This window comes from Ruegeria haliotis, from assembly GCF_013377785.1.
Taxonomy (GTDB): Bacteria; Pseudomonadota; Alphaproteobacteria; order Rhodobacterales; family Rhodobacteraceae; genus Ruegeria; species Ruegeria haliotis.
The window spans coordinates 226,242-246,216 of the sequence record NZ_JABXWT010000002.1 but is presented as its reverse complement, the minus strand read 5'-3'; the positions used below and the strand labels follow the sequence as shown (position 1 = coordinate 246,216).

The 19,975-nt window shown below is 56.8% G+C and carries 17 protein-coding genes and 1 tRNA gene; 11 read left to right on the top strand and 7 right to left on the bottom strand.

Annotated features, from left to right (window positions below; all coding sequences use genetic code 11):
- Nucleotides 1-4: 4 nt before the first annotated feature.
- From HW561_RS06185 to fabI, 4 genes are all read right to left on the bottom strand, one after another.
- Nucleotides 5-1,846: a peptidyl-prolyl cis-trans isomerase gene (locus tag HW561_RS06185; protein ID WP_176862774.1), complete on the bottom strand. Its 1,842-nt coding sequence runs from the start codon at nucleotides 1,844-1,846 to the stop codon at nucleotides 5-7.
- A gap of 84 nt (nucleotides 1,847-1,930) precedes the next feature.
- Nucleotides 1,931-3,106: an aminotransferase gene (locus HW561_RS06180; RefSeq protein ID WP_176862771.1), complete on the bottom strand. Its 1,176-nt coding sequence runs from the start codon at nucleotides 3,104-3,106 to the stop codon at nucleotides 1,931-1,933.
- 60 nt (nucleotides 3,107-3,166) lie between these two features.
- Entirely contained in the window at nucleotides 3,167-3,676 is a 510-nt protein-coding gene (gpt, locus tag HW561_RS06175) for a xanthine phosphoribosyltransferase (RefSeq protein ID WP_176862768.1), read from the bottom strand.
- 4 nt (nucleotides 3,677-3,680) lie between these two features.
- Entirely contained in the window at nucleotides 3,681-4,487 is an 807-nt protein-coding gene (fabI, locus tag HW561_RS06170; RefSeq protein WP_176862766.1) for an enoyl-ACP reductase FabI, read from the bottom strand.
- Between the two features lie 135 nt (nucleotides 4,488-4,622).
- On the opposite strand from fabI, the gene pdxH reads away from it, so the two are divergent.
- The 4 genes from pdxH to HW561_RS06150 all read left to right on the top strand — a co-directional run bounded on the left by pdxH (nucleotide 4,623) and on the right by HW561_RS06150 (nucleotide 6,471).
- A complete protein-coding gene (pdxH, locus tag HW561_RS06165; protein WP_176862764.1) occupies nucleotides 4,623-5,228 on the top strand; it encodes a pyridoxamine 5'-phosphate oxidase in 606 nt (201 codons plus the stop codon).
- A 142-nt stretch (nucleotides 5,229-5,370) separates the two neighbouring features.
- A complete protein-coding gene (locus tag HW561_RS06160) occupies nucleotides 5,371-5,877 on the top strand; it encodes a cold-shock protein (protein WP_211198551.1) in 507 nt (168 codons plus the stop codon).
- A gap of 6 nt (nucleotides 5,878-5,883) precedes the next feature.
- Entirely contained in the window at nucleotides 5,884-6,351 is a 468-nt protein-coding gene (locus HW561_RS06155; protein WP_176862759.1) for a DUF192 domain-containing protein, read from the top strand.
- A gap of 43 nt (nucleotides 6,352-6,394) precedes the next feature.
- A tRNA-Pro gene (locus tag HW561_RS06150) sits at nucleotides 6,395-6,471 on the top strand.
- 11 nt (nucleotides 6,472-6,482) lie between these two features.
- Here the strand turns inward: HW561_RS06150 and HW561_RS06145 are convergent.
- Nucleotides 6,483-6,917 carry a hypothetical protein gene (locus tag HW561_RS06145; protein WP_176862757.1) on the bottom strand — a complete coding sequence of 145 codons (435 nt, stop codon included), beginning with the start codon at nucleotides 6,915-6,917 and terminating at the stop codon, nucleotides 6,483-6,485.
- A gap of 533 nt (nucleotides 6,918-7,450) precedes the next feature.
- Between HW561_RS06145 and HW561_RS06140 the strand changes: the two genes are divergently transcribed.
- The gene (locus tag HW561_RS06140) at nucleotides 7,451-11,068 is read left to right on the top strand and encodes a vitamin B12-dependent ribonucleotide reductase (RefSeq protein WP_176862755.1); all 3,618 of its coding nucleotides are present in this window, start codon (nucleotides 7,451-7,453) and stop codon (nucleotides 11,066-11,068) included.
- A 548-nt stretch (nucleotides 11,069-11,616) separates the two neighbouring features.
- Nucleotides 11,617-11,862, top strand: coding sequence for an EF-hand domain-containing protein (locus tag HW561_RS06135; protein WP_176862753.1), 246 nt, complete (start codon nucleotides 11,617-11,619; stop codon nucleotides 11,860-11,862).
- A gap of 53 nt (nucleotides 11,863-11,915) precedes the next feature.
- Here the strand turns inward: HW561_RS06135 and HW561_RS06130 are convergent, their stop codons facing one another.
- Nucleotides 11,916-13,460 carry a trimethylamine methyltransferase family protein gene (locus HW561_RS06130; RefSeq protein ID WP_176862751.1) on the bottom strand — a complete coding sequence of 515 codons (1,545 nt, stop codon included), beginning with the start codon at nucleotides 13,458-13,460 and terminating at the stop codon, nucleotides 11,916-11,918.
- 416 nt (nucleotides 13,461-13,876) lie between these two features.
- Here HW561_RS06130 and HW561_RS06125 point away from each other — a divergent pair, with 416 nt between their 5' ends.
- Nucleotides 13,877-14,395 (top strand): outer membrane protein, encoded by a 519-nt coding sequence (locus tag HW561_RS06125; protein ID WP_176862749.1) that lies wholly within the window; start codon nucleotides 13,877-13,879, stop codon nucleotides 14,393-14,395.
- A gap of 6 nt (nucleotides 14,396-14,401) precedes the next feature.
- On the opposite strand, the gene HW561_RS06120 is transcribed toward HW561_RS06125, so the two are convergent.
- Nucleotides 14,402-15,589, bottom strand: a complete 1,188-nt coding sequence (locus HW561_RS06120) for a pyridoxal phosphate-dependent aminotransferase (protein ID WP_176862747.1) — start codon at nucleotides 15,587-15,589, stop codon at nucleotides 14,402-14,404.
- Here HW561_RS06120 and HW561_RS06115 point away from each other — a divergent pair.
- From HW561_RS06115 to HW561_RS06100, 4 genes are all read left to right on the top strand, one after another.
- Entirely contained in the window at nucleotides 15,588-15,755 is a 168-nt protein-coding gene (locus HW561_RS06115; protein ID WP_176862745.1) for a hypothetical protein, read from the top strand. The genes HW561_RS06120 and HW561_RS06115 overlap by 2 nt on opposite strands.
- A 140-nt stretch (nucleotides 15,756-15,895) precedes the next feature.
- The gene (cysS, locus tag HW561_RS06110) at nucleotides 15,896-17,470 is read left to right on the top strand and encodes a cysteine--tRNA ligase (RefSeq protein ID WP_176862743.1); all 1,575 of its coding nucleotides are present in this window, start codon (nucleotides 15,896-15,898) and stop codon (nucleotides 17,468-17,470) included.
- 87 nt (nucleotides 17,471-17,557) lie between these two features.
- Nucleotides 17,558-19,192, top strand: coding sequence for a citramalate synthase (cimA, locus tag HW561_RS06105; protein WP_176862741.1), 1,635 nt, complete (start codon nucleotides 17,558-17,560; stop codon nucleotides 19,190-19,192).
- Entirely contained in the window at nucleotides 19,189-19,971 is a 783-nt protein-coding gene (locus tag HW561_RS06100; RefSeq protein WP_176862739.1) for a squalene/phytoene synthase family protein, read from the top strand. Before cimA ends, HW561_RS06100 begins: the two co-directional genes overlap by 4 nt.
- The last annotated feature ends 4 nt before the right edge of the window (nucleotides 19,972-19,975 follow it).

The window sequence follows — 19,975 nt, the reverse complement described above, 5'->3', positions numbered from 1 at the left end:
TCGTTTAATAGCTCGCCTGCACGGCGTTCAACGCCTGCTGGTCGATGACCGGGCGGGCCCGGGTTTGAGCATCGCGCACATAGGCGTCGAAAATGTTCTGGGCCAACGCCTGATCCAACTGAGCGGACAGGGCTTGCTGCATTTGACGCAGTTCATCGGTCTCTGCAGGGGGCAGAACTTCATCCAGACGTACAATCAGGGCTGATCCGTTGCCGCCAATGACTCTCAGGTCACCGGGCTCCATTTCAAAGACTTCTGTCATGAAATCTGCCGGGACATCTTCGAGGAATGCTGTACGCGTCAAGGCATTTTCAACGCGGAACGGCAGGCCAGTCGCTGCAAAGTCGCCATCCGTGGCTAGTTGGGTCAGCGCCGAACCAGCTTGTTCCTGCAATGCCTTGTTTGTCTCGGTCTGCACCCACGCCGCCACAACACGTTCATGTGCGCTGTCCAGTGGTTCGGGTCGCTGCGGGAGAACTTCGTTCAGACGGAGGGCAAAGATTGATCCATCTTCCAGAAAGGCCACTTCGGGGAAATCGCCCTCGCGTACAGCTTCGGCGGCGACGCGGAACCCGTCATAAGCCGCCACACGCTCGGCACTGTCACGGCTCCAGTCGATCTGTCCCAGTTCCATTTCCGTCTCGTTGGCCAACTCTTCCAGTGTGGCACCACCGGCCAGCATATCGTTGATGTCTTCAGATTGCGCCTCGATCAGGCGACGGGCGCGATCTGCGGCCAACTCTTCGCGCAACGCAGGTTCAGCATCCTCAAATGGCACATTGTTCGCCGCCAGCGAACCATTGATGCGAAACAGGGCCGGACCAAAAACCGAAGACAACGGTCCAACGACTGTATCAAGCTCGGCGGCAAAAACGGCATCGGCGGCTTCACCCAGATCGTCGCGGGTCACGTCGCCGAGGTCGATATCGCTGAGTTCAAGCTGCCGTTCGCGAACCAATTGTTCAAACGATGTTCCGCCGACCTCCAGTTGCGCTTTGGCATCGTTTGCCGCTGCTTCGTCGGAGAAGTTCAGGCGTTCGACCAGACGGCGCTCGGGCTGCTGGTATTCGGCAGATCGCTGATCATACAGACGGCGCAGCGAGTCTTCGTCAATCTCAACTGTGTCCAACAGCATCTCGGGCGACAGGATGGCGTATGTCAGGCGCTTGGTGCGGGGCAGGGTGAACTGGTCCGAGTTTTCGTCGTAATAGGCCTGAACCTGCGCGTCCGTAGGATCGGCGACCGGTGTGGCCAGCGCATCGACCCCAACGGTCGCGACGGTAAAGCTGCGCCGGGCGCCAACAAAATCCGTCAGAGTGTCTGACAGGGTGGTGGGCATTTTCACACCGCTGATCACCGCACCCTGAACAAGCGTGCGTGCGGATTCCTTGCGCAGATCCGATTCGAATTCAGAATCCGTCATACCGACCTGATCCAGCTGGAACTGATAGGCATCACGGTCGAACGAACCGTTGACGCCCTGAAAGGCCGGGATCGAGACGATCTCTTCCTGCAGGTTCTCATCTCCGATCGAGATGCCGAGCTGCGCGACCTCGTTGTCCAAAGCGGCCAGCGCCGTCAGACGCGACAGGGCCAGCTGTTCCAGACCCAGCTCGCGGGCCTGCGACATTTGCATTTGTTGGCCAGTCTGTGCCTCGACCGCGCGGATTTCGCGCTGCAACTCTCGCACATAAGTATCGACCGAGATGCTTTCGTCGCCCACCTGCGCCACTGTTCGGATGGTTCCGCTGAGGTTGACGGCGCCAAAGCCGGCAAGGCCCAGCATCAAAAGGCCCATCAGAATCCAGACAAAGGTTTTCGAAAGACTTTTTGCGCCTGCGGCCATGGTGCCCTCTTCGTGCTTCTTGCGGCAGGTATCTGCCCCGTCGGTTGCGGCCCTGAATACGACGCGCACCGCCGGGGGGCAAGCTTAGAAGGACAGGGTCTGCAAACGGTTGAACAATTGGCCAATGCCAGCGCGGTCGAGATTGGCAAAAGCGATGCGAACCTGCCGTTTTCCAGCCGGATCATGATTGGGCATGAACATGGTGCCGGGTAGCAAGAGAATACCGGCTTCGGCCACCAGACGGCGGGCCAGTTCATCCGACGGTATGTCGAAAGGATGTTCCAGATAAGCGAAGTAAGCGCCGAGACCCAGCAACCGCCAGCCTTTGGCGGTCAGCTCTGGCATCCGGTCCGAGATTGCAGCGCGCCGGTCAAGGATTTCATCCCGTTCGTCGGCCAGCCAGTGAGGCAGGTTCCGCATACCCCAAAGGGCTGCAAACTGCCCGATCTGCCCCGGGCAGATTGCTACGGTGTCCAGAAATTTTTCGATCTCGGACAGAAGCGATTCACTAGTGGCAATCGCGCCGACCCGGTGCCCTGTCAGGCGGTAAGCCTTGGAAAACGAATAGAGATGCACCAGCGTATCGTCCCAACCTGATTGCTGGAACAACTCATGAGGCGGGCCGCTGCGGCTGTCAAAATCGCGATAGGTTTCATCGACTATCAAACGAATTCCGGTCTCGCGGGCCAGATCATAAAAAGCACGGACCAGATCGGCAGGGTATTCGACGCCGCCCGGATTGTTGGGCGTAACCAGCGCGATGGCACGTGTTCTGTTCGTGATCAGCGCGCGCGCCTTGTCCGGGTCGGGCAGCAGGTCATCCCCGGTGGGAAGTTCAACCGTGCGCACGCCTGCCATGTCCAACCACATTTTGTGATTGAAATACCATGGGGTTGGCAGGATGACTTCGTCATCCTGATCGGTGAGGGCCGAAATCACCGCAGAAAAAGCTTGATTGCATCCGGATGTGATGGCGACCTGTTGCGTCCGGATTCCTGCCGTGTAGTGGTTTCCAATCTGAACGGCCAGTTCGGACCGCAGATCATCGTTACCCAACACCGGGCCATAAAGATGCGCGCTGTCCTCGGTTACTGCAAACTCAGCCATAGCTTGACGCAGCGCCAGTGGTGGCGGATCAACCGGAGCCGCCTGACTGACATTGATCAGCGGACGATCAGCTGTGAATGTGACGCCGTCCAACCACCGACGCGCTTCCATCACCGGAGGGGCAAATGTGGCGGCTGTGCGGGTTTGAGTCATACGCCATCCCTGAGCATTTCAGCGCGGGCCTGCCGCACGCTTTGGTTTAAATAGAAAGGGTCAGTCTGTGCCGCGATATGGTTGAACATACTGAAGGGCCATATCCCATGGGAAAAAGATCCATGTGTCCTGGCTGACCTCAGTAATAAACGAGTCGACCATCGGACGACCTTTGGGTTTGGCGTAAACCGTCGCGAAATGAGCTTTGGGGTACATATCGCGCACCAGCTCCAATGTTTTGCCACTATCGACCAAGTCATCGATGATCAGAATGCCTTCGCCATCGCCCATCAGAATCGCATCGGGTGCCTTCAAAACTTCGGCCTGACCTTGATCTTGATGATGGTAGGACCGGACACTGATCGTATCAACGGTGCGAATGTCCAGCTCGCGGCTGACGATCATCGCAGGCGCCATGCCGCCCCGAGTGATTGCCACCACCGCACGCCATGCGCCGTCATCCGGGCCTTGTCCGTCCAAACGCCATGCCAAAGCACGGGAATCGCGGTGAATCTGATCCCAGCTGATATGAAAGCCTTTTTCGTGGGGCAGGCGGTCCTTGGCGCTCATGTTCTTAACCCTTTTCAACGTCCGGTGCATCAACGGCCTTCATGCCGACGATGTGGTAGCCCGAATCTACGTGCAGGTTTTCACCGGTCACACCGCTGCTGAGGTCAGACAGCAGATACAGTGCCGATTTGCCCACATCGTCGATGGTCACGTTGCGTCGCAGGGGCGAGTTGTATTCGTTCCACTTCATGATGTAGCGGAAATCGCCGATGCCACTGGCGGCCAGCGTCTTGATCGGACCCGCCGAGATCGAGTTGACGCGGATACCGTCCTTGCCCAGATCCTCGGCCAGATACTTGACCGACGCTTCCAGCGCAGCTTTGGCGACGCCCATCACATTATAGTGCGGCATCACTTGTTCGGCACCGTAATAGGTCAGCGTGATGGCGCTGCTGCCCTCGGACATCATCTTCTCGGCCCGCTGCATCACGGCAGTGAACGAGTAAACCGACACATCCATCGTCAGTTTGAAATTTGCGCGGCTGGTATCGACATAGCGCCCGCGCAGCTCGTTCTTGTCTGAAAAACCGATCGCGTGGACGACGAAGTCCAGCTTGCCCCACTTTTCCTCGAGTGAAGAGAAAAGGGCATCGACCGACCCTTCGTTGCTGACGTCGCAGGGCAGGACGATTTCACTGCCGAGTTGAGCTGCCAGCGGGTCGACCCGTTTCTTCAAGGCATCACCCTGATAAGAAAAGGCCAGTTCGGCCCCGGCGTTGGACAAGGCGCGGGCGATTCCCCATGCGATTGATTTGTCATTGGCCAGTCCCATGATGAGGCCGCGTTTGCCAGCCATCAACTGATTTGACATGTTTGGTTCTCCGCCTGTCTTCGCGATTTGTTGAATTGGTTTATGCCATTGGTTGCGCTGCATCAAGGCTGTGTGCTCTTGCCCGCAGCAGGTTCTCGCCTTAGGGTCGTTAACATTATATTCCAGGGGATGGAAATGAGCGAGCGCGATGGCATTTTTGCTGGCGCCGATCCGTTTGAAATAGCGGGGCGGTGGCTGGCTGAGGCCGAAGAGACCGAAGTGAACGATCCGAACGCGATTGCTCTGGCGACCGTCGATGATAGCGGCATGCCAAACGTGCGCATGGTATTGTTGAAAGAAATCGAAGCCGCCGCGTTCGTCTTCTATACCAATTATGAAAGCGCCAAAGCCGCCGAGTTGGATAGTGCCGGTAAGGCCGCTTTTGTGATGCACTGGAAATCATTGCGGCGCCAGATACGAGTTCGTGGTACACTGACTCGGGAGAGTGGGCCTCAAGCTGACGAGTATTATGCGTCAAGATCGCTCAAAAGTCGGTTGGGGGCGTGGGCATCTCGTCAGTCGCAACCGCTGAGCAGCCGTACGGCCTTGATGGCCGAGGTTGCCAAGGTGACGGCAAAATTGGGGCCGAATCCGCCACGTCCTCCGTACTGGGGTGGCTATAGACTCGTGCCGACCGAGATTGAATTCTGGGCCGATGGGGCGTTCCGCCTGCATGATCGTTTCAGGTGGCAAAGGGATGAGCCAAGTTCCGTGTGGCATGTGCAGAGGTTGAATCCATGACGTTCACGTGTCGCGAAATGCAACAGACAGAAAACACACAATTTTTTCGGCTTGAAATTGCGAGCCATTCCCATAAACAACAAACCCTTAACGAACTGAAAAAATTCGCGATGGGAAAACAGTGCCAGAAGATCTGAACAACATGTATCGCGTCCGTGGACACGTTAAATGGTTCGATCCCGCCAAGGGGTACGGATTTGTTGTGTCCGACGACGGCGGTCCGGATATTCTGTTGCACGTCAATGTGTTGCGGAATTTTGGTCAGAGCTCGGTCGCTGATGGTGCGGGCATTGAGATCATGACGCATCGGACGGACCGCGGCGTTCAGGCTGTCGAAGTCGTAAGCGTCGACCCTCCGGCGCGCACCGATACGATGCTATTGGCGGATTTCGCGGAGCTGGATCCGGACGTGATTACGGACGCGCCGCTGGAAGCGGCACGGGTCAAGTGGTTCGACAAAGGCAAGGGATTCGGATTCGCGAATGTTTTTGGCAGTAACGAAGACGTCTTCCTTCATATCGAGGTTCTACGCCGGTCGGGTCTGGCTGATCTGCAGCCAGGCGAGGCGCTTGCCATGCGTGTGATTGATGGCAAACGAGGCCGTATGGCCGCTCAGGTTCTGGCCTGGGAAGCAGCACTGGACGACTGATAAGTTATGATACGCCTCCTTACGACTCTGGCTCTGTTTTCAACGGTATGGGCTGGGGGGGTGATGGCGGCGTGCCGTCCAGAGCGGGTTGACCTGCGAAACGATAAAACTCAGATTCGTTTTAACATCGAACTTGCGGTGACGCCGCAAGAACGATCGCGCGGTTTGATGTTTCGGGAATCCTTGCCGGACCGTTCGGGGATGCTGTTTGTATTCGACCCTCCGCAACCAGTTGCGTTCTGGATGAAAAACACGCTGATTCCTTTGGATATGATTTTTCTGGATCAGACCGGAACCGTGACGCGTGTGCATGAAGGTGCGGTGCCGGGTGATTTGACGCCTGTCGAAGGCGGCGATTCGGTCTTTGCTGTGCTTGAAATTAACGCGGGTTTGTCGTCGCGGTACCTGATCACGCCCGGAACCCAGATGCGGCACGAAGTTTTTTCGCAAGGTTCCGCAATTTGGCCCTGTTAGGGCTTTTCAAATCAGATCGGCATGGTTAGGAAGGCGCACGGTTCGGGGCGTGGCGCAGTCTGGTAGCGCACCTGTTTTGGGTACAGGGGGTCGTAGGTTCGAATCCTGCCGCCCCGACCACTTCTTTCCACCTATGTTGGTGATCCACCCATTGCTTGGTACAGCGCGCTAATCGCTGTATCCAGCGTCTTGCTTTCCACCGGGATTTCGACGGTTGAACCGCTCTTTTGGGGCACTTTGAAGAACAGGGTTGCATCGACGCGATAGCCGGATGCGTTTTTTGTCGATGTCAGGCGCATCACGCTTTGCGGCAGATCCTGCGGGTAACCATCATAGTTCAGAATCAGATAGGCCGTGGTGTCGGGTGGCAGGAATTCGCTACACTCAAAACCGTGGTCGCCGATTTTCTCGAAGGTTTCACCTGGGCCAGAGCAACTGGTTTCGAACGTATCGAACAATTTTTCCGGGTATTGCACGAACTGCGCGCTACGCGACGCATCGGGCACATCTTGTGGTGTGCAGGCCACGATCAGGGCCATGGTGGGGAGTAGGCGAAACAACTGCATCCGTTTGTAAGCTCTCAATCATTTGCGCAATACCGGGCGCGTGCCTGCATCGCCGCTTCTTGGCAGAGATGATTCTATGACAGCCTAGCCAGCAAGGCACAGGTTGATCAAATGCTGATAACTATGCTGGTAAAAACGGCAAATCCTTTTGAGGCTTTCCGGTATCGGCAAAAATCTGCCGTGGATGAAATTGTGGAGGAATCGGAAATTCAAGATTGGGCCAATCCCGTGACGACCCGGTCAATACAAAAGATTTCAAAAATGACGGAAAATGACGTTGACCTCGTATGGGTAGATACGCCAAATTGTATGAACCAAAGGCAGTGCCACTACATCTGGTAGCTAAAGTCAGGGGCGGCACATTGCGAGGGACGGAAAGCACATCATAGTATCGTGCAACCGCTAGGTCGGTTTCGCGCTGTTTGCAACAGCGGCTGGCCTTTTTGCGCCCCGCGTCTTTGGTTTGGTGGGTGGCTCGTTATTTCCGAGCTCGAAGCTGCGGAACACGACAATTGAATCTTAGGGCGGCGGACATGAAGATTGACAGGAAATTTACTAAACCGGGGCAGGATGCATATGCGGATCTGGATTTCGTTTCTGCGACGTCCGAAATTCGCAACCCCGATGGCACGATCGTCTTCCGTCTCGATAACATCGAAGTTCCCACGCGCTGGAGCCAGGTCGCAAGCGACGTCATCGCGCAGAAGTACTTTCGCAAGGCCGGAGTTCCTTCAAGTGTGAAAAAGGTCAAGGAAAAGGACGTCCCAGAATTTCTGTGGCGGTCCGTTCCGGCCGAAGACGCTGAATTCGATGGCGAAACGTCGTCCAAACAAGTGTTCGACCGTCTGGCTGGTGCCTGGGCTTATTGGGGCTGGAAAGGCGGTTATTTCTCGACCGAAGAGGACGCGCGCGCTTACTTTGATGAGATGCGCTATATGCTGGCGACGCAGCGCGCCGCGCCGAACAGCCCGCAGTGGTTCAACACCGGCCTGCACTGGGCCTATGGCATCGACGGCCCGGCGCAGGGGCACCACTATGTCGATTACAAGACCGGCAAGTTGACCAAATCGAAATCCGCTTACGAACATCCGCAGCCGCATGCGTGTTTCATTCAGTCCGTTGATGACGATCTGGTGAACGAAGGCGGCATCATGGATCTGTGGGTGCGCGAGGCGCGCCTGTTCAAATACGGCTCTGGTACCGGGACCAACTTCAGCCATCTGCGTGCAGAAGGCGAGGCGCTGTCGGGTGGCGGCAAATCCTCGGGCCTTATGGGCTTTCTCAAGATCGGCGACCGCGCCGCTGGCGCGATCAAATCAGGCGGCACAACCCGTCGGGCAGCAAAGATGGTTATCGTCGATGCGGATCACCCTGACATCGAGAAGTTCATCGAATGGAAGGTGATCGAAGAGCAGAAGGTGGCCTCGATCGTTGCCGGGTCGAAGATGCACGAAAAGATGCTGAACGGCATTTTCGAGGCCATCCGCACATGGGACGGCGCGCAGGACGATGCCTATGATCCCGGTAAGAATGACAGTCTGAAGACTGCCGTTCGTGAGGCGAAAAAGGTAGCGATCCCTGAAACTTACATCAAGCGGGTGCTGGATTACGCCAAGCAGGGCCACGACAGCATCGAATTCCCGACATATGATACAGACTGGGATTCGGAAGCGTATAGCTCGGTCTCGGGGCAAAATTCCAACAACTCGATCCGCGTTACAAACGCCTTTCTGACTGCAGTTGAAAAGGATGCCGATTGGCAACTGATCAACCGCAGAGACGGTAAAGTTGCCCGGACTATAAAAGCCCGCGATCTGTGGGAAAAAGTGGGCCATGCAGCATGGGCTTGCGCAGATCCCGGCATTCAGTTTCATGACACCGTCAATGAATGGCACACATGCCCTGAAGATGGTGCGATCCGCGGGTCGAACCCTTGCTCGGAATATATGTTCCTGGACGATACCGCCTGTAACTTGGCGTCTATGAACCTGCTGACTTTCCTCAAGGATGACGAGTTTCAGGCGGCAGACTACATGCACGCCACGCGTCTGTGGACTCTGACGCTGGAAATTTCGGTGACTATGGCGCAGTTCCCGTCCAAGGAAATCGCGCAGTTATCGTACGATTTCCGCACTCTGGGTCTGGGTTATGCCAATATCGGCGGCCTGTTGATGAACATGGGCTACAGCTACGATTCGGATGAGGGACGTGCCATCTGCGGGTCACTGACCGCAATCATGACCGGTGTGGCTTATGCAACCTCGGCAGAAATCGCTGGTGAGCTGGGCCCGTTCAAAGGATATGAACGCAACGCCGAGCACATGCTGCGGGTCATCCGCAACCACCGCCGCGCTGCGCAAGGTGTAACCGACGGGTATGAGAAGCTGGCCGTCAAGCCGGTGCCTCTGGATCACGCCAACTGCCCGGACAAACGTCTGGTCGATCTGGCAATGTCGGCCTGGGATGAGGCGCTGAGCCTCGGTGAGGAACACGGGTACCGTAACGCGCAATCCACCGTGGTCGCTCCGACCGGTACCATTGGCTTGGTGATGGATTGTGACACCACCGGGATCGAACCCGACTTTGCGCTGGTGAAGTTCAAAAAGCTGGCTGGGGGTGGTTACTTCAAGATCATCAACCGCTCGGTCCCTTCGGCGCTGGAAAAGCAGGGATACTCTTCGTCGCAAATCGAAGAGATCGTATCGTATGCAGTGGGTCACGGCAGCATTGGAAACGCGCCAGGGATCAATCACACCTCGCTGACCGGCCATGGTTTTGGCCCGAATGAGCTGGCCAAGGTAGACGCCGCACTGGAAAGCGCCTTCGACATCCGGTTCGTGTTCAACCAGTGGACACTGGGCGAGGATTTCTGCACCGGTGTTTTGGGCATACCGGCGACCAAGCTAAATGACCCGACCTTTGATCTGCTGCGCCATCTTGGCTTTACCAAGGCGGATATTGACGCGGCCAACGATCACGTCTGCGGAACGATGACTCTGGAAGGCGCACCACATCTGAAGGAAGAGCACTATTCGATCTTCGATTGTGCCAATCCATGTGGCAAGAAAGGCAAGCGTTTCTTGGGTGTTGATAGCCACATCACCATGATGGCCGCAGCGCAGAGCTTCATATCGGGTGCGATCTCGAAAACGATCAATATGCCGAATGATGCGACCATCGAGGATTGCCAGAAGGCCTACGAACTCAGCTGGTCGCTGGGTGTGAAGGCCAACGCGCTGTATCGCGACGGATCAAAACTCAGCCAACCGCTGGCGGCGGCTCTGGTCGAGGATGATGATGAGGCGGCGGAAACGTTGGAAAGCGGCACGGCCCACGAAAAGGCCGTTGTTCTTGCCGAAAAGGTCATCGAAAAGGTTGTGGTCAAAGAAATCATCCGCAGCCATCGCGAGAAACTTCCGCATCGTCGCAAGGGCTATACCCAAAAGGCGATCGTTGGCGGCCACAAGGTTTATCTGCGTACCGGTGAGTTTGAAGACGGCAAGCTGGGCGAGATATTCATCGACATGCACAAGGAAGGTGCTGGCTTCCGGGCGATGATGAACAACTTTGCCATCGCCGTGTCGGTTGGCCTGCAATATGGCGTGCCGCTGGAAGAGTTTGTGGACGCCTTTACCTTCACCAAGTTTGAACCGGCCGGGATGGTGCAGGGCAATGATTCGATCAAGAACGCGACCTCGATCCTGGATTACATCTTCCGCGAACTGGCCGTGTCTTATCTGGATCGCACCGATCTGGCCCATGTGAAGCCCCAAGGCGCAACCTTCGACGATCTCGGTCGCGGCGAAGAAGATGGGCTGTCGAATGTCTCGGAAATTAGCGACAGCGCAGCATCCAAGTCGTTGGAAGTTCTGAAACAAATCAGCTCGACGGGCTATCTGCGCAAACGTCTGCCGCAGGATCTGGCGGTTTTCAATGGCGGTCAGGTCGAAGTGAGCGGCATGGCCGAAACCGCACCTCAATTCGAGGCACCGGCTGAAACTGCGGTCGCAACCGGAATGGATGCACGTACCAAAGCCAAGATGCAGGGATACGAGGGCGATCCTTGCGGCGAATGCGGCAATTACACATTGGTGCGCAACGGCACCTGCATGAAATGCAACACCTGCGGATCGACCAGCGGGTGTAGCTAAGGAACACGCCCCGCCATGCGGGGTGTAGGGACCGGGGTATCCCTCGGTGAACCGGTCCCGACGAATTCGGAGCACGGCAAAGCCTAAGACTTACCTAAGGCGCCTTGCTCCACTCGGCCAGCATGCCCGTGTTGGCCGGGAACAGGGTGGGGCGGAATACATGCTCTTTCCCACTCTCTCACGGGACGGGTGCGCTCGTCTCATGCGACGTCCAGGCCGCAGGCAAAAAAATACCGGGCGGTCAACGAAATGAGCCTGGATGGCGAAACTAACAGGGGGCTTCGGCCCCCTTTCTTTTTTCGCGCGCTCGAGTCGCCCAGGTGAGCAGAGGCTTGCCGGATCATCGCCAATGTGTCGGGCAAGAACCGCCGAAACGCCAATCGGTCGTTTCGCCAAGCGGGTGCTTGCGAATGCGACTCGGTCAAACACGCGGAGATTGGCGCGAATTGCAAGAAATCACGTGACACGGGTGACGCGGTTAACGCTTGGGTGTTTCTGGTGCCTGTCCGGACGAAAAACATGCAAAAGCTCACTCAGGAGGCAACGTAATGAAACCGCAAAATCTGGCTGTCATTTCAGCAATCGCACTTGGACTGCCGGCGCTGGCACTGGCTCAATCCTCAGCAGATGCCAATGGAGATGGCGTTCTGACCATCGAAGAAGTGCAAGCAGTTGTGCCCGAGGTGGATACAGATACCTTCTCGGCCATGGACGCAAACGGCGACGGCGCGTTGGACGCGGACGAAATCGCTGTTGCGCAAGAGGCGGGTCTGCTGCCCCCCAGCAATGGCTGATCGGACTTGATCAGTGGCGGCCCGAAACCCATCGGGCCGCCGCTTTCAATGGGTTACGCGGGTAAGTGAATGTTGAACCTACTGCGTAACTCAGCATCCAGAAGTGGATCAAACCTTGCCGGAGACGGCACGGACAGGATCTCTTCCTTGCGCGCGGTGGCTTTTTCTATCAGGTCAGGCTTGTCGAGCTCAGCCCATTCCTTGGGTGATGTGCGGTCGCCAAGGGTTGGATAGACGTAATCAGCCTGCATCCGGCCAAGCGTCGCATCAGTGCCGAGATAATGACCGGGACCGCCCAGGCAAACCTCGGCAATCTGATCCAGTGCCAGCGTCTCATCCGTCACCTCGATCCCGCGTACGCAACGCTGCGCCTGACCGATCAGATCATCGCCCAGAATCAGGCTTTCAAAGCAAAACCCCAGCAGAGAGGCGTGCATGCCTGCCGCCTCGTAGACCATATTCAACCCTGCCAGACCCGTCATGACGTTCGAGCACATCTGCTCCCATCCCGCTTGCATGTCGGGCAGTTTGGCATCTGAGGCTCCGGCGGCTGCACCGCCCGGCAAGTTGTAGAACTTGTGCATCTGGGCGCATCCGGCGCTCAGCAGGGCTTGCTCGCCGGATCCCACAGACATGGCACCGGTTCGCAAGTCCAGACCGAAGGGCCAAGTGCCAAAAATCGCGGGTGCTCCCGGGCTTACGGCGTTTACATAAACCAATCCGGCCAGACATTCAGCAGTGGCTTGCGCGATAGCACCGGCAATGGTTGAGGGCGCGGTGGCGCCTGCCATCCCTGCGGACAACAGCAAGATGGGCATGCCCGCCTTGATGCATTCCTCCATTACCTCACAGCTTTCTGTCGCGAATTTCATCGGTGGAACAACAAAGCAGTTCGTATTCGACATGAAAGGCCGTTCACGCCATTTGTCTTCACCACCCGCAATCATATGGAGCATTTCCACGGCGGGCGCGACATAGCCGGGCTCTGTGAATGAGGTGCCGACATGTTTGTATGTCCCTGAACAGCAAGCATAAATCGTGTTCAGATCCATCTCTAGATTGTCAGAGATATCGCGGCAGACCATCGGGCGCTGAACAAAATGGATATTGTCCAGTTGTTGGCAAATCCGCGATGCGTCATGCAAATCCTGCACGGTCGAGTGGCGATACTCGCGACCGTGAGCATCCACCATACTGACAGCGGCGCCTGCGGTGCCATAGTGCACCCGCGCGCCAGACAGTTCCAGATCGGTTTGGCCATCCCGGCTGAAAAGGGTGACAGACCGGTTGGCTTTGGCAATCGTGTCTTCGACCAGCGCGCGGGGAAACCGAATGCGACCGTCGTCGCCCAGCGTACATCCGGCCCCGACCAGGTAATCAATGCCGCTTGGCGGGGCGTCGGCCAGGCCAATGGTTTCAAGGGCTTGCAGAGCCGTTTCGTGAATACGCTCTACCTGCGCCTGGGTCAGCGGTTTGTAGGTGCCACCCTCCATTCCGGGGCGTATGGGGCGCAGATGTTCCGGCAGGGCAGTCGCGCGGGCTGCGCGACGGGCGGCACGTCCACCACTGCGCGAGGTGTTGCGGGTTTGGTCGTTCATTTTTTGATTCCGATAGTTGAGATGGTCCTTGGGTGGTCGATCTTACGACACCTGCGGACGACCACGCGCAGCACGACCACGATCCGCACCTATAGTTCGGCTGATCAGTCGGATTTTCCAGATTTCACTGCGCATAAGGCCTCTCACATTCTTGCAGCGAGTTTTTCAGTACGGGCCGACATAATCTGTCCTGTTTGCGACTTGCGCCGAAAAAACCCGTGCTGGCTTGAAGGCGTTAATATCCAAAAGAGTATTTGCGCGAGTTTTTCTCCCGTTAAGGCAGAATTCTGTTATAGTACGATCACTTATTCATGAACTTTGCGCCAGCTGAATTGAAATTTTGGCATTGATAACCAAGTTAAAAATGACGGTTCTTCGATGACCGAAGCTTGAGTGAAATTGTCTTGGTGACGTATATGAAACCCCTTTCGGTCCTGATTATCTCAGTGATGATCTCAAGTGCCGGTCCCGCTTTGGCTGAGGACTGGACAGGGGCCTATGCCGGTTTCAGCTTTGGATATGCGGATGCCGATGGGCCCAACGGATCAAGCGGTAATGACACGAGTTTCGGTCCGCATGTTGGATATGATCACGACTTTGGCAATTTTGTTCTTGGCGGTGAGCTTGAGTACAATCGCTTGTCCCTGAACTTGGGACAGGATGAAGGCAGTCTGGATAGCATGACGCGCCTTAAACTGCGCGGCGGATATGATTTCGGTGGGGCGCTGGGATACGTGGTCATTGGCGCGGCGCGGGCGGAAACTTCAGCTAATAGCGATACGGCGGCCGTTTACGGAATCGGCGTTGCCTATCCGATTGGTGAGAATTTTGTCATCAGTGGTGAGGCACTGCGCCAGAACTTCAACGATGTGACCCGGTCGAACGGTGGTCTGGATTCGAACGTTTTCAATCTGCGCACAACTTTTCGGTTCTAAGCCGGACTACTCTGCCGCCCGCCGACCTGCGAGTGTTGCCGCAAATTCACACAGTGTTTTCAAAGCTGTGGCGAATCGATCGTCATCAACAGTCATTGCAACCCGAACATGACCGGCTGCTGCTTGCCCAAAGCTTTCACCCGGCATGACAGCAATAGCACGGGTGTCGAGCAAGGCATTGGCAAACTCTTCGCCAGTATGGCCTGTCGCGCGGATATCCAGCATCAGATACATCGCGCCTTGTGCCGGAACCAGCCCGACGATGTTCTGTTTCGCAAGCGTCTCTAGCGCGAGGGCGCGGCGGCGGCGGAACGGGGCGGCAATGTCTTCCTCAAGCCCGGTGCCTGCATTCAATGCGAAACTTGCCGCGTCCTGAATGAAACCCGGCACGCCATATGTGGTATGGGTGGCCAGATTGATCAGATGTGCAATTACCTCTTCCGGGCCAACGACCCAACCACAACGCGAGCCAGTCATAGCATGGGACTTGGACATCGATCCGACAACCAATGTCCGCTCGGCCATACCGGGAAGGGCGCGGGGCGACACGTGCTCACCTTGCCAGACCTGCGTGTCATAGACCTCGTCCGAGATCAGCCACAGATCGCGTCTGCGGCACAGATCGGCAATATCTTCAATTGTTTTGCGGGAATACACCACCCCGGTTGGGTTGTTCGGTGTATTGATCAACAGCGATACAGCCCCGTCGGCATGGGTCTCAATCTGTTCGGAACGGGGCTGAAAGGCGTCTTCGGCGTTGGTCTGAACCGGGCGTGCAATGGCGCCAACGCCCCGGATCGTGCCGGGATAGGTGGCGTAGTAAGGATCAAGGTACAGGCCAACATCCCCCGGATCGCAGACCGCCACATGCGCCGCAAACAGGGCGGACTGGCCGCCGGGCGTGATCAGAACGTTGTGGCGGGTGGTTGGTACGCCGGTGCGCATCTGCACCCGCGCCGCGACCGTATCGCGCAGCAGGTCGGTTCCGGGGACCATGGCATAGCCCGTATGCCCATCCCGGGCCGACAGGTCCATGGCCTGCAGAATTGACGGATCAGTCCGAATGTCATGTTCACCAATCGTCAGCTCGGATATTGCGTGACCTTCACTGACCATCCGACGCGCCCGGTAGAACACATCCCACCCGTCGCTGCCACCTGCGGTTATTTGCGTGATGCGTTCAGACAGTTCCATGGTGACGCCCCTGATGATCTTTTCGCAGAATGGGGCAGAGCGGCGGGCATTTGTCAATCAGCTTCGCGGCGGCAGTGTCGCCTATACCTTGTTCGTGAGGGTTGTCTGCGATGGCGAACTCAAGTCTTGGCTTGAGGTCGATGCCATGGTAAGCGATGAGGTATGAACCGGATGACCTGCATCATTATCTGCTGCATTACCTGCTGATTAATCAAGCGGGCCGGTTTCTTTCGTTTTCATCCCTGAGACAAGTTGCTAAGCCCGCGCCAACGCGCAAGCAATTGCTGTTTCTTAGGAGCCCGACCGATGACGACGATCAAACTGCACAACACACGGACGCGGACGAAGGAAGATTTCGTACCGATTGATCCCGAAAATGTGCGGATGTATGTCTGCGGGCCCACCGTTTATGATCGGGCGCATCTGGGCAACGCGCGGCCTGTGGTGGTGTTTGATGTGCTCTACCGGCTGCTGCGCCATGTTTATGGCGCAGATCGCGTGACCTATGTACGCAATTTTACCGACGTGGACGACAAGATCAACGCAACCGCCCTGTCTCGGAAACAGGCTGGGGCTGAAGGATCGTTGGAACAGTTGGTACAGGAACGCTCGGACGAGACCATCGGCTGGTATTTGCATGACATGGGCGCCTTGGGCGCGCTTGAGCCGAATAAAATGCCGCGTGCGACCGAATATATCGCGCAAATGATCGCGATGATTGAGGATTTGATCGCCAAGGGACACGCCTATGCGGCCGAGGGGCACGTGCTGTTCGCGGTCGATTCCTGGAAACAGGACTATGGCAATCTGTCGGGCCGCTCGGTCGATGACATGATCGCAGGCGCGCGGGTCGAGGTGGCGCCGTACAAGAAGAACCCGATGGATTTCGTGCTGTGGAAACCCTCGACCGATGATCTGCCGGGGTGGGAGTCGCCTTGGGGTCGGGGCCGTCCAGGCTGGCATATCGAATGCTCGGCCATGAGCTATGAGCTGTTGGGCGAGAGCTTTGACATTCATGGCGGTGGCAACGACCTGATGTTCCCGCATCACGAGAATGAGATTGCGCAGAGCAAATGCGCGCACCCGCATGGTGAGTTTGCTAAAGTGTGGCTGCACAACGAAATGTTGCAGGTTGAAGGCAAGAAGATGTCCAAGTCGCTGGGCAACTTCTTCACCGTTCATGATCTGCTTGAACAGGGCGTACCGGGTGAAGTGATCCGGTTTGTGTTCCTGCAAACGCATTATCGCAAGCCGATGGATTGGACCGAGAAGAAGGCGCGGGAGGCCGAAGCGACGTTGCGCAAGTGGCGGGCGTTGACAACAGGCATTGAGCCCGCTGTCAGCGCGTCCCCCGCAGTCGTTGCAGCGCTTAGTGATGACCTGAACACTGCGGGAGCCATTGCTGAACTTCACCGACTAGCATCTGGAGAGGATGCGGCAGAGTTGCTGGTTGGGGCTCGCCTCTTGGGGCTTTTAACAGCTGAGATGGGGGACTGGCTGGTCGACGAAAGCAAGTTGGATAAAGCGTACTTCGCGGAGGAAGTTGCGGAGTGGATGTCTTTGCGAACCAAAATCAAAGTCAAAGCGAAAGACTTGATGAAGGCAGGCGACAAAGAAAAAGGCGGCCTTCTTTTCAAGTGGGCAGATTTAATGAGGGACAAGGACTTTCCTCATTTTGGTTTCACCGTAAACGACACAAAAGACGGTTATGAGTGGGAGCTTGAATCAAAGCTGCTACGAGGTGGTGGTGTTAGAACTAGTGCGGGCATGACTATGTCTGTGAAAACCAAAGAAGATAACTGGGCCGAAACTCTTGATCGTATGAAGAAACATCGTATGGGTTTGAAAAAACACTACGATGAATTGGTTAAAGAGTCTTAATAGAAAACGCCCGACCAGCCCCATGAGCGGGCGCTTCACGCCCAACCCGGGCCGGGCGCTGCCCGGTCAAGCCAAAGAGCCAGAATGATGACCAAGGAACGCCTCTACCTCTATGACACCACGCTGCGCGACGGGCAGCAGACACAGGGCGTGCAGTTTTCGACGGCCGAGAAAGTGCAGATTGCGCAAGCTCTGGATGAGTTGGGAGTTGATTACATCGAAGGCGGATGGCCGGGTGCAAATCCGACCGACAGCGCGTTTTTTGAGGCTGCACTCAAGACCACAGCCCGGCTGACGGCATTTGGCATGACCAAACGGTCGGGGCGGTCGGCAGAGAATGACGATGTGTTGGCTGCTGTGATGAATGCGGGCACGCAGGCGGTGTGTCTGGTGGGTAAATCGCATGACTATCATGTCACGCAGGCGCTTGGCATATCGTTAGACGAGAATACTGAAAACGTTCGGGCCTCGGTTGCGCATGTAGTGGCGCAGGGGCGTGAGGCCCTGTTTGATGCCGAGCATTTCTTTGACGGCTACAAGGATAATCCTGAATACGCGGTTCAGGTTTGTCGCGCGGCCTTGGATGCTGGCGCGCGATGGGTTGTATTGTGCGACACGAATGGTGGCGCGTTGCCTGCAGAAGTCGGGCGCATCGTCTCGGACCTGATCGCGGCCGGGCTGCCTGGCGACCGGTTGGGTATTCATACCCATAACGACACTGAAAACGCTGTGGCGTGCTCTCTGGCAGCAGTCGATGCTGGGGCGCGACAGATTCAGGGAACGCTGAACGGTTTGGGTGAGCGCTGCGGCAATGCGAACCTGACGGCGTTGATCCCAACCTTGTTGCTGAAACAACCTTATGCTTCGCAATTCGAAATAGGGGTCAACCGCGAGAGCCTTGCGGGGCTAACCAGGATCAGTCGGATGCTGGACGACATTCTGAACCGGGTGCCCAGAAAGCAGTCAGCCTATGTCGGGGCGTCGGCCTTTGCGCATAAGGCGGGGCTGCATGCCAGTGCGATCCTCAAGGACCCCACGACCTACGAGCATGTTGACCCGGCCACTGTCGGCAATGCGCGCATCATTCCGATGTCGAACCAGGCTGGACAGTCGAACTTGCGCAAACGTCTGACCGAAGCCGGGCTGACAGTGGATGCAGGTAACCCGGCTTTGGGACGTATTCTGGAGCGGATCAAGCAGCGCGAGGCCGAGGGCTATTCCTATGACACGGCGCAGGCCAGTTTCGAGCTGTTGGCGCGGGACGAGTTGGGGCAATTGCCGCAGTTCTTCGAGGTCAAACGCTACAAGGTCACCGTTGAACGGCGCAAGAACAAGTATAACAAGATGGTCAGCCTGTCCGAGGCCGTAGTCGTTGTGAAGGTCGATGGCGAAAAGAAGCTATCAGTTAGCGAGTCACTAGACGGGAGCGGTAGTGACCGGGGGCCGGTTAACGCTTTGGCCAAGGCTCTGTCCAAAGATTTGGGACAATACTCCCGGATACTGGACGACATGCATCTGGTCGATTTCAAAGTTCGCATAACCCAGGGCGGGACCGAGGCGGTTACGCGTGTCATCATTGACAGTGAAGACGGGCAGGGGCGGCGCTGGTCCACTGTGGGCGTTAGTGCGAACATAGTGGATGCGTCATTTGAGGCGTTGCTGGATGCAATCCAGTGGAAACTGGTGCGCGATTGCGGGCCTCAGAAGGCTGCTGCAGAGTGAGCGTTGCCTTTGACGATGACGTCAAAGCCTGCGCCGCGCTGGTGCATCGTGCCGATCCGGACCGTTTTCTGGCCGCCATGGCAGCCCCTGTGCCCGCGCGCGCGGTGCTGTTTCCGATCTATGCGTTGAACGTCGAGGTTGCCCGTGCGCCATGGGTCACGCAAGAGGCAATGATTGCCGAGATGCGTCTGCAATGGTGGCGTGATGCGCTGCAGGAAATTGCTCAGGGACCAACCGTGCGTCGGCACGAGGTGGTGACACCGCTGTCACGGGTTCTATCGCCGCATCTGGCAGAGAAACTGGACGAATACGTGGCTGTGCGGCGTTGGGATATTTATCGCGATCCGTTTGAGGATCAGGATCATTTCGACGCCTATATCAATCTCAGTGCGGGGTCGCTGTTTGCTGCGTCAGCGCAAGCTCTGGGTGAGGCGGACGAGGATGTCTTGCGGGATTTCGGTTATGGCGTTGGCGTTGCAAACTGGCTCCGTGCCATCCCTGATCTTGAAGCGCGTGGGCGCATCCCTTTGCTGGATGGAACACCAGAGGGCGTACAGAAGTTGGCTCAAAAAGCGCTCGACAGGCTGACATCTGCTAAAGCGAACCGTGCTGCGGTATCAGAGCAAGCTCGCCCGGCGCTTTATACCGGATGGCAGGCTGAATGGATATTGAAACAGGTCGTGGCGCGTCCGGAACGGGTTGCTGCAGGCGCTTTGGCGCAGGGCGAGATACGTCGAAGGCTGTCGCTGATGTGGACCGCAGCTACAGGGCGTTGGTGACTGG

Coding starts and splice junctions, on each gene's coding strand:
- HW561_RS06185 (WP_176862774.1), bottom strand. CDS start 1,846: ATGGCCGCAGGCGCAAAAAGTCTTTCGAAAACCTTTGTCTGGATTCTG.
- HW561_RS06180 (WP_176862771.1), bottom strand. CDS start 3,106: ATGACTCAAACCCGCACAGCCGCCACATTTGCCCCTCCGGTGATGGAA.
- gpt (WP_176862768.1), bottom strand. CDS start 3,676: ATGAGCGCCAAGGACCGCCTGCCCCACGAAAAAGGCTTTCATATCAGC.
- fabI (WP_176862766.1), bottom strand. CDS start 4,487: ATGTCAAATCAGTTGATGGCTGGCAAACGCGGCCTCATCATGGGACTG.
- pdxH (WP_176862764.1), top strand. CDS start 4,623: ATGAGCGAGCGCGATGGCATTTTTGCTGGCGCCGATCCGTTTGAAATA.
- HW561_RS06160 (WP_211198551.1), top strand. CDS start 5,371: ATGTATCGCGTCCGTGGACACGTTAAATGGTTCGATCCCGCCAAGGGG.
- HW561_RS06155 (WP_176862759.1), top strand. CDS start 5,884: ATGATACGCCTCCTTACGACTCTGGCTCTGTTTTCAACGGTATGGGCT.
- HW561_RS06145 (WP_176862757.1), bottom strand. CDS start 6,917: ATGCAGTTGTTTCGCCTACTCCCCACCATGGCCCTGATCGTGGCCTGC.
- HW561_RS06140 (WP_176862755.1), top strand. CDS start 7,451: ATGAAGATTGACAGGAAATTTACTAAACCGGGGCAGGATGCATATGCG.
- HW561_RS06135 (WP_176862753.1), top strand. CDS start 11,617: ATGAAACCGCAAAATCTGGCTGTCATTTCAGCAATCGCACTTGGACTG.
- HW561_RS06130 (WP_176862751.1), bottom strand. CDS start 13,460: ATGAACGACCAAACCCGCAACACCTCGCGCAGTGGTGGACGTGCCGCC.
- HW561_RS06125 (WP_176862749.1), top strand. CDS start 13,877: ATGAAACCCCTTTCGGTCCTGATTATCTCAGTGATGATCTCAAGTGCC.
- HW561_RS06115 (WP_176862745.1), top strand. CDS start 15,588: ATGGTGACGCCCCTGATGATCTTTTCGCAGAATGGGGCAGAGCGGCGG.
- HW561_RS06120 (WP_176862747.1), bottom strand. CDS start 15,589: ATGGAACTGTCTGAACGCATCACGCAAATAACCGCAGGTGGCAGCGAC.
- cysS (WP_176862743.1), top strand. CDS start 15,896: ATGACGACGATCAAACTGCACAACACACGGACGCGGACGAAGGAAGAT.
- cimA (WP_176862741.1), top strand. CDS start 17,558: ATGACCAAGGAACGCCTCTACCTCTATGACACCACGCTGCGCGACGGG.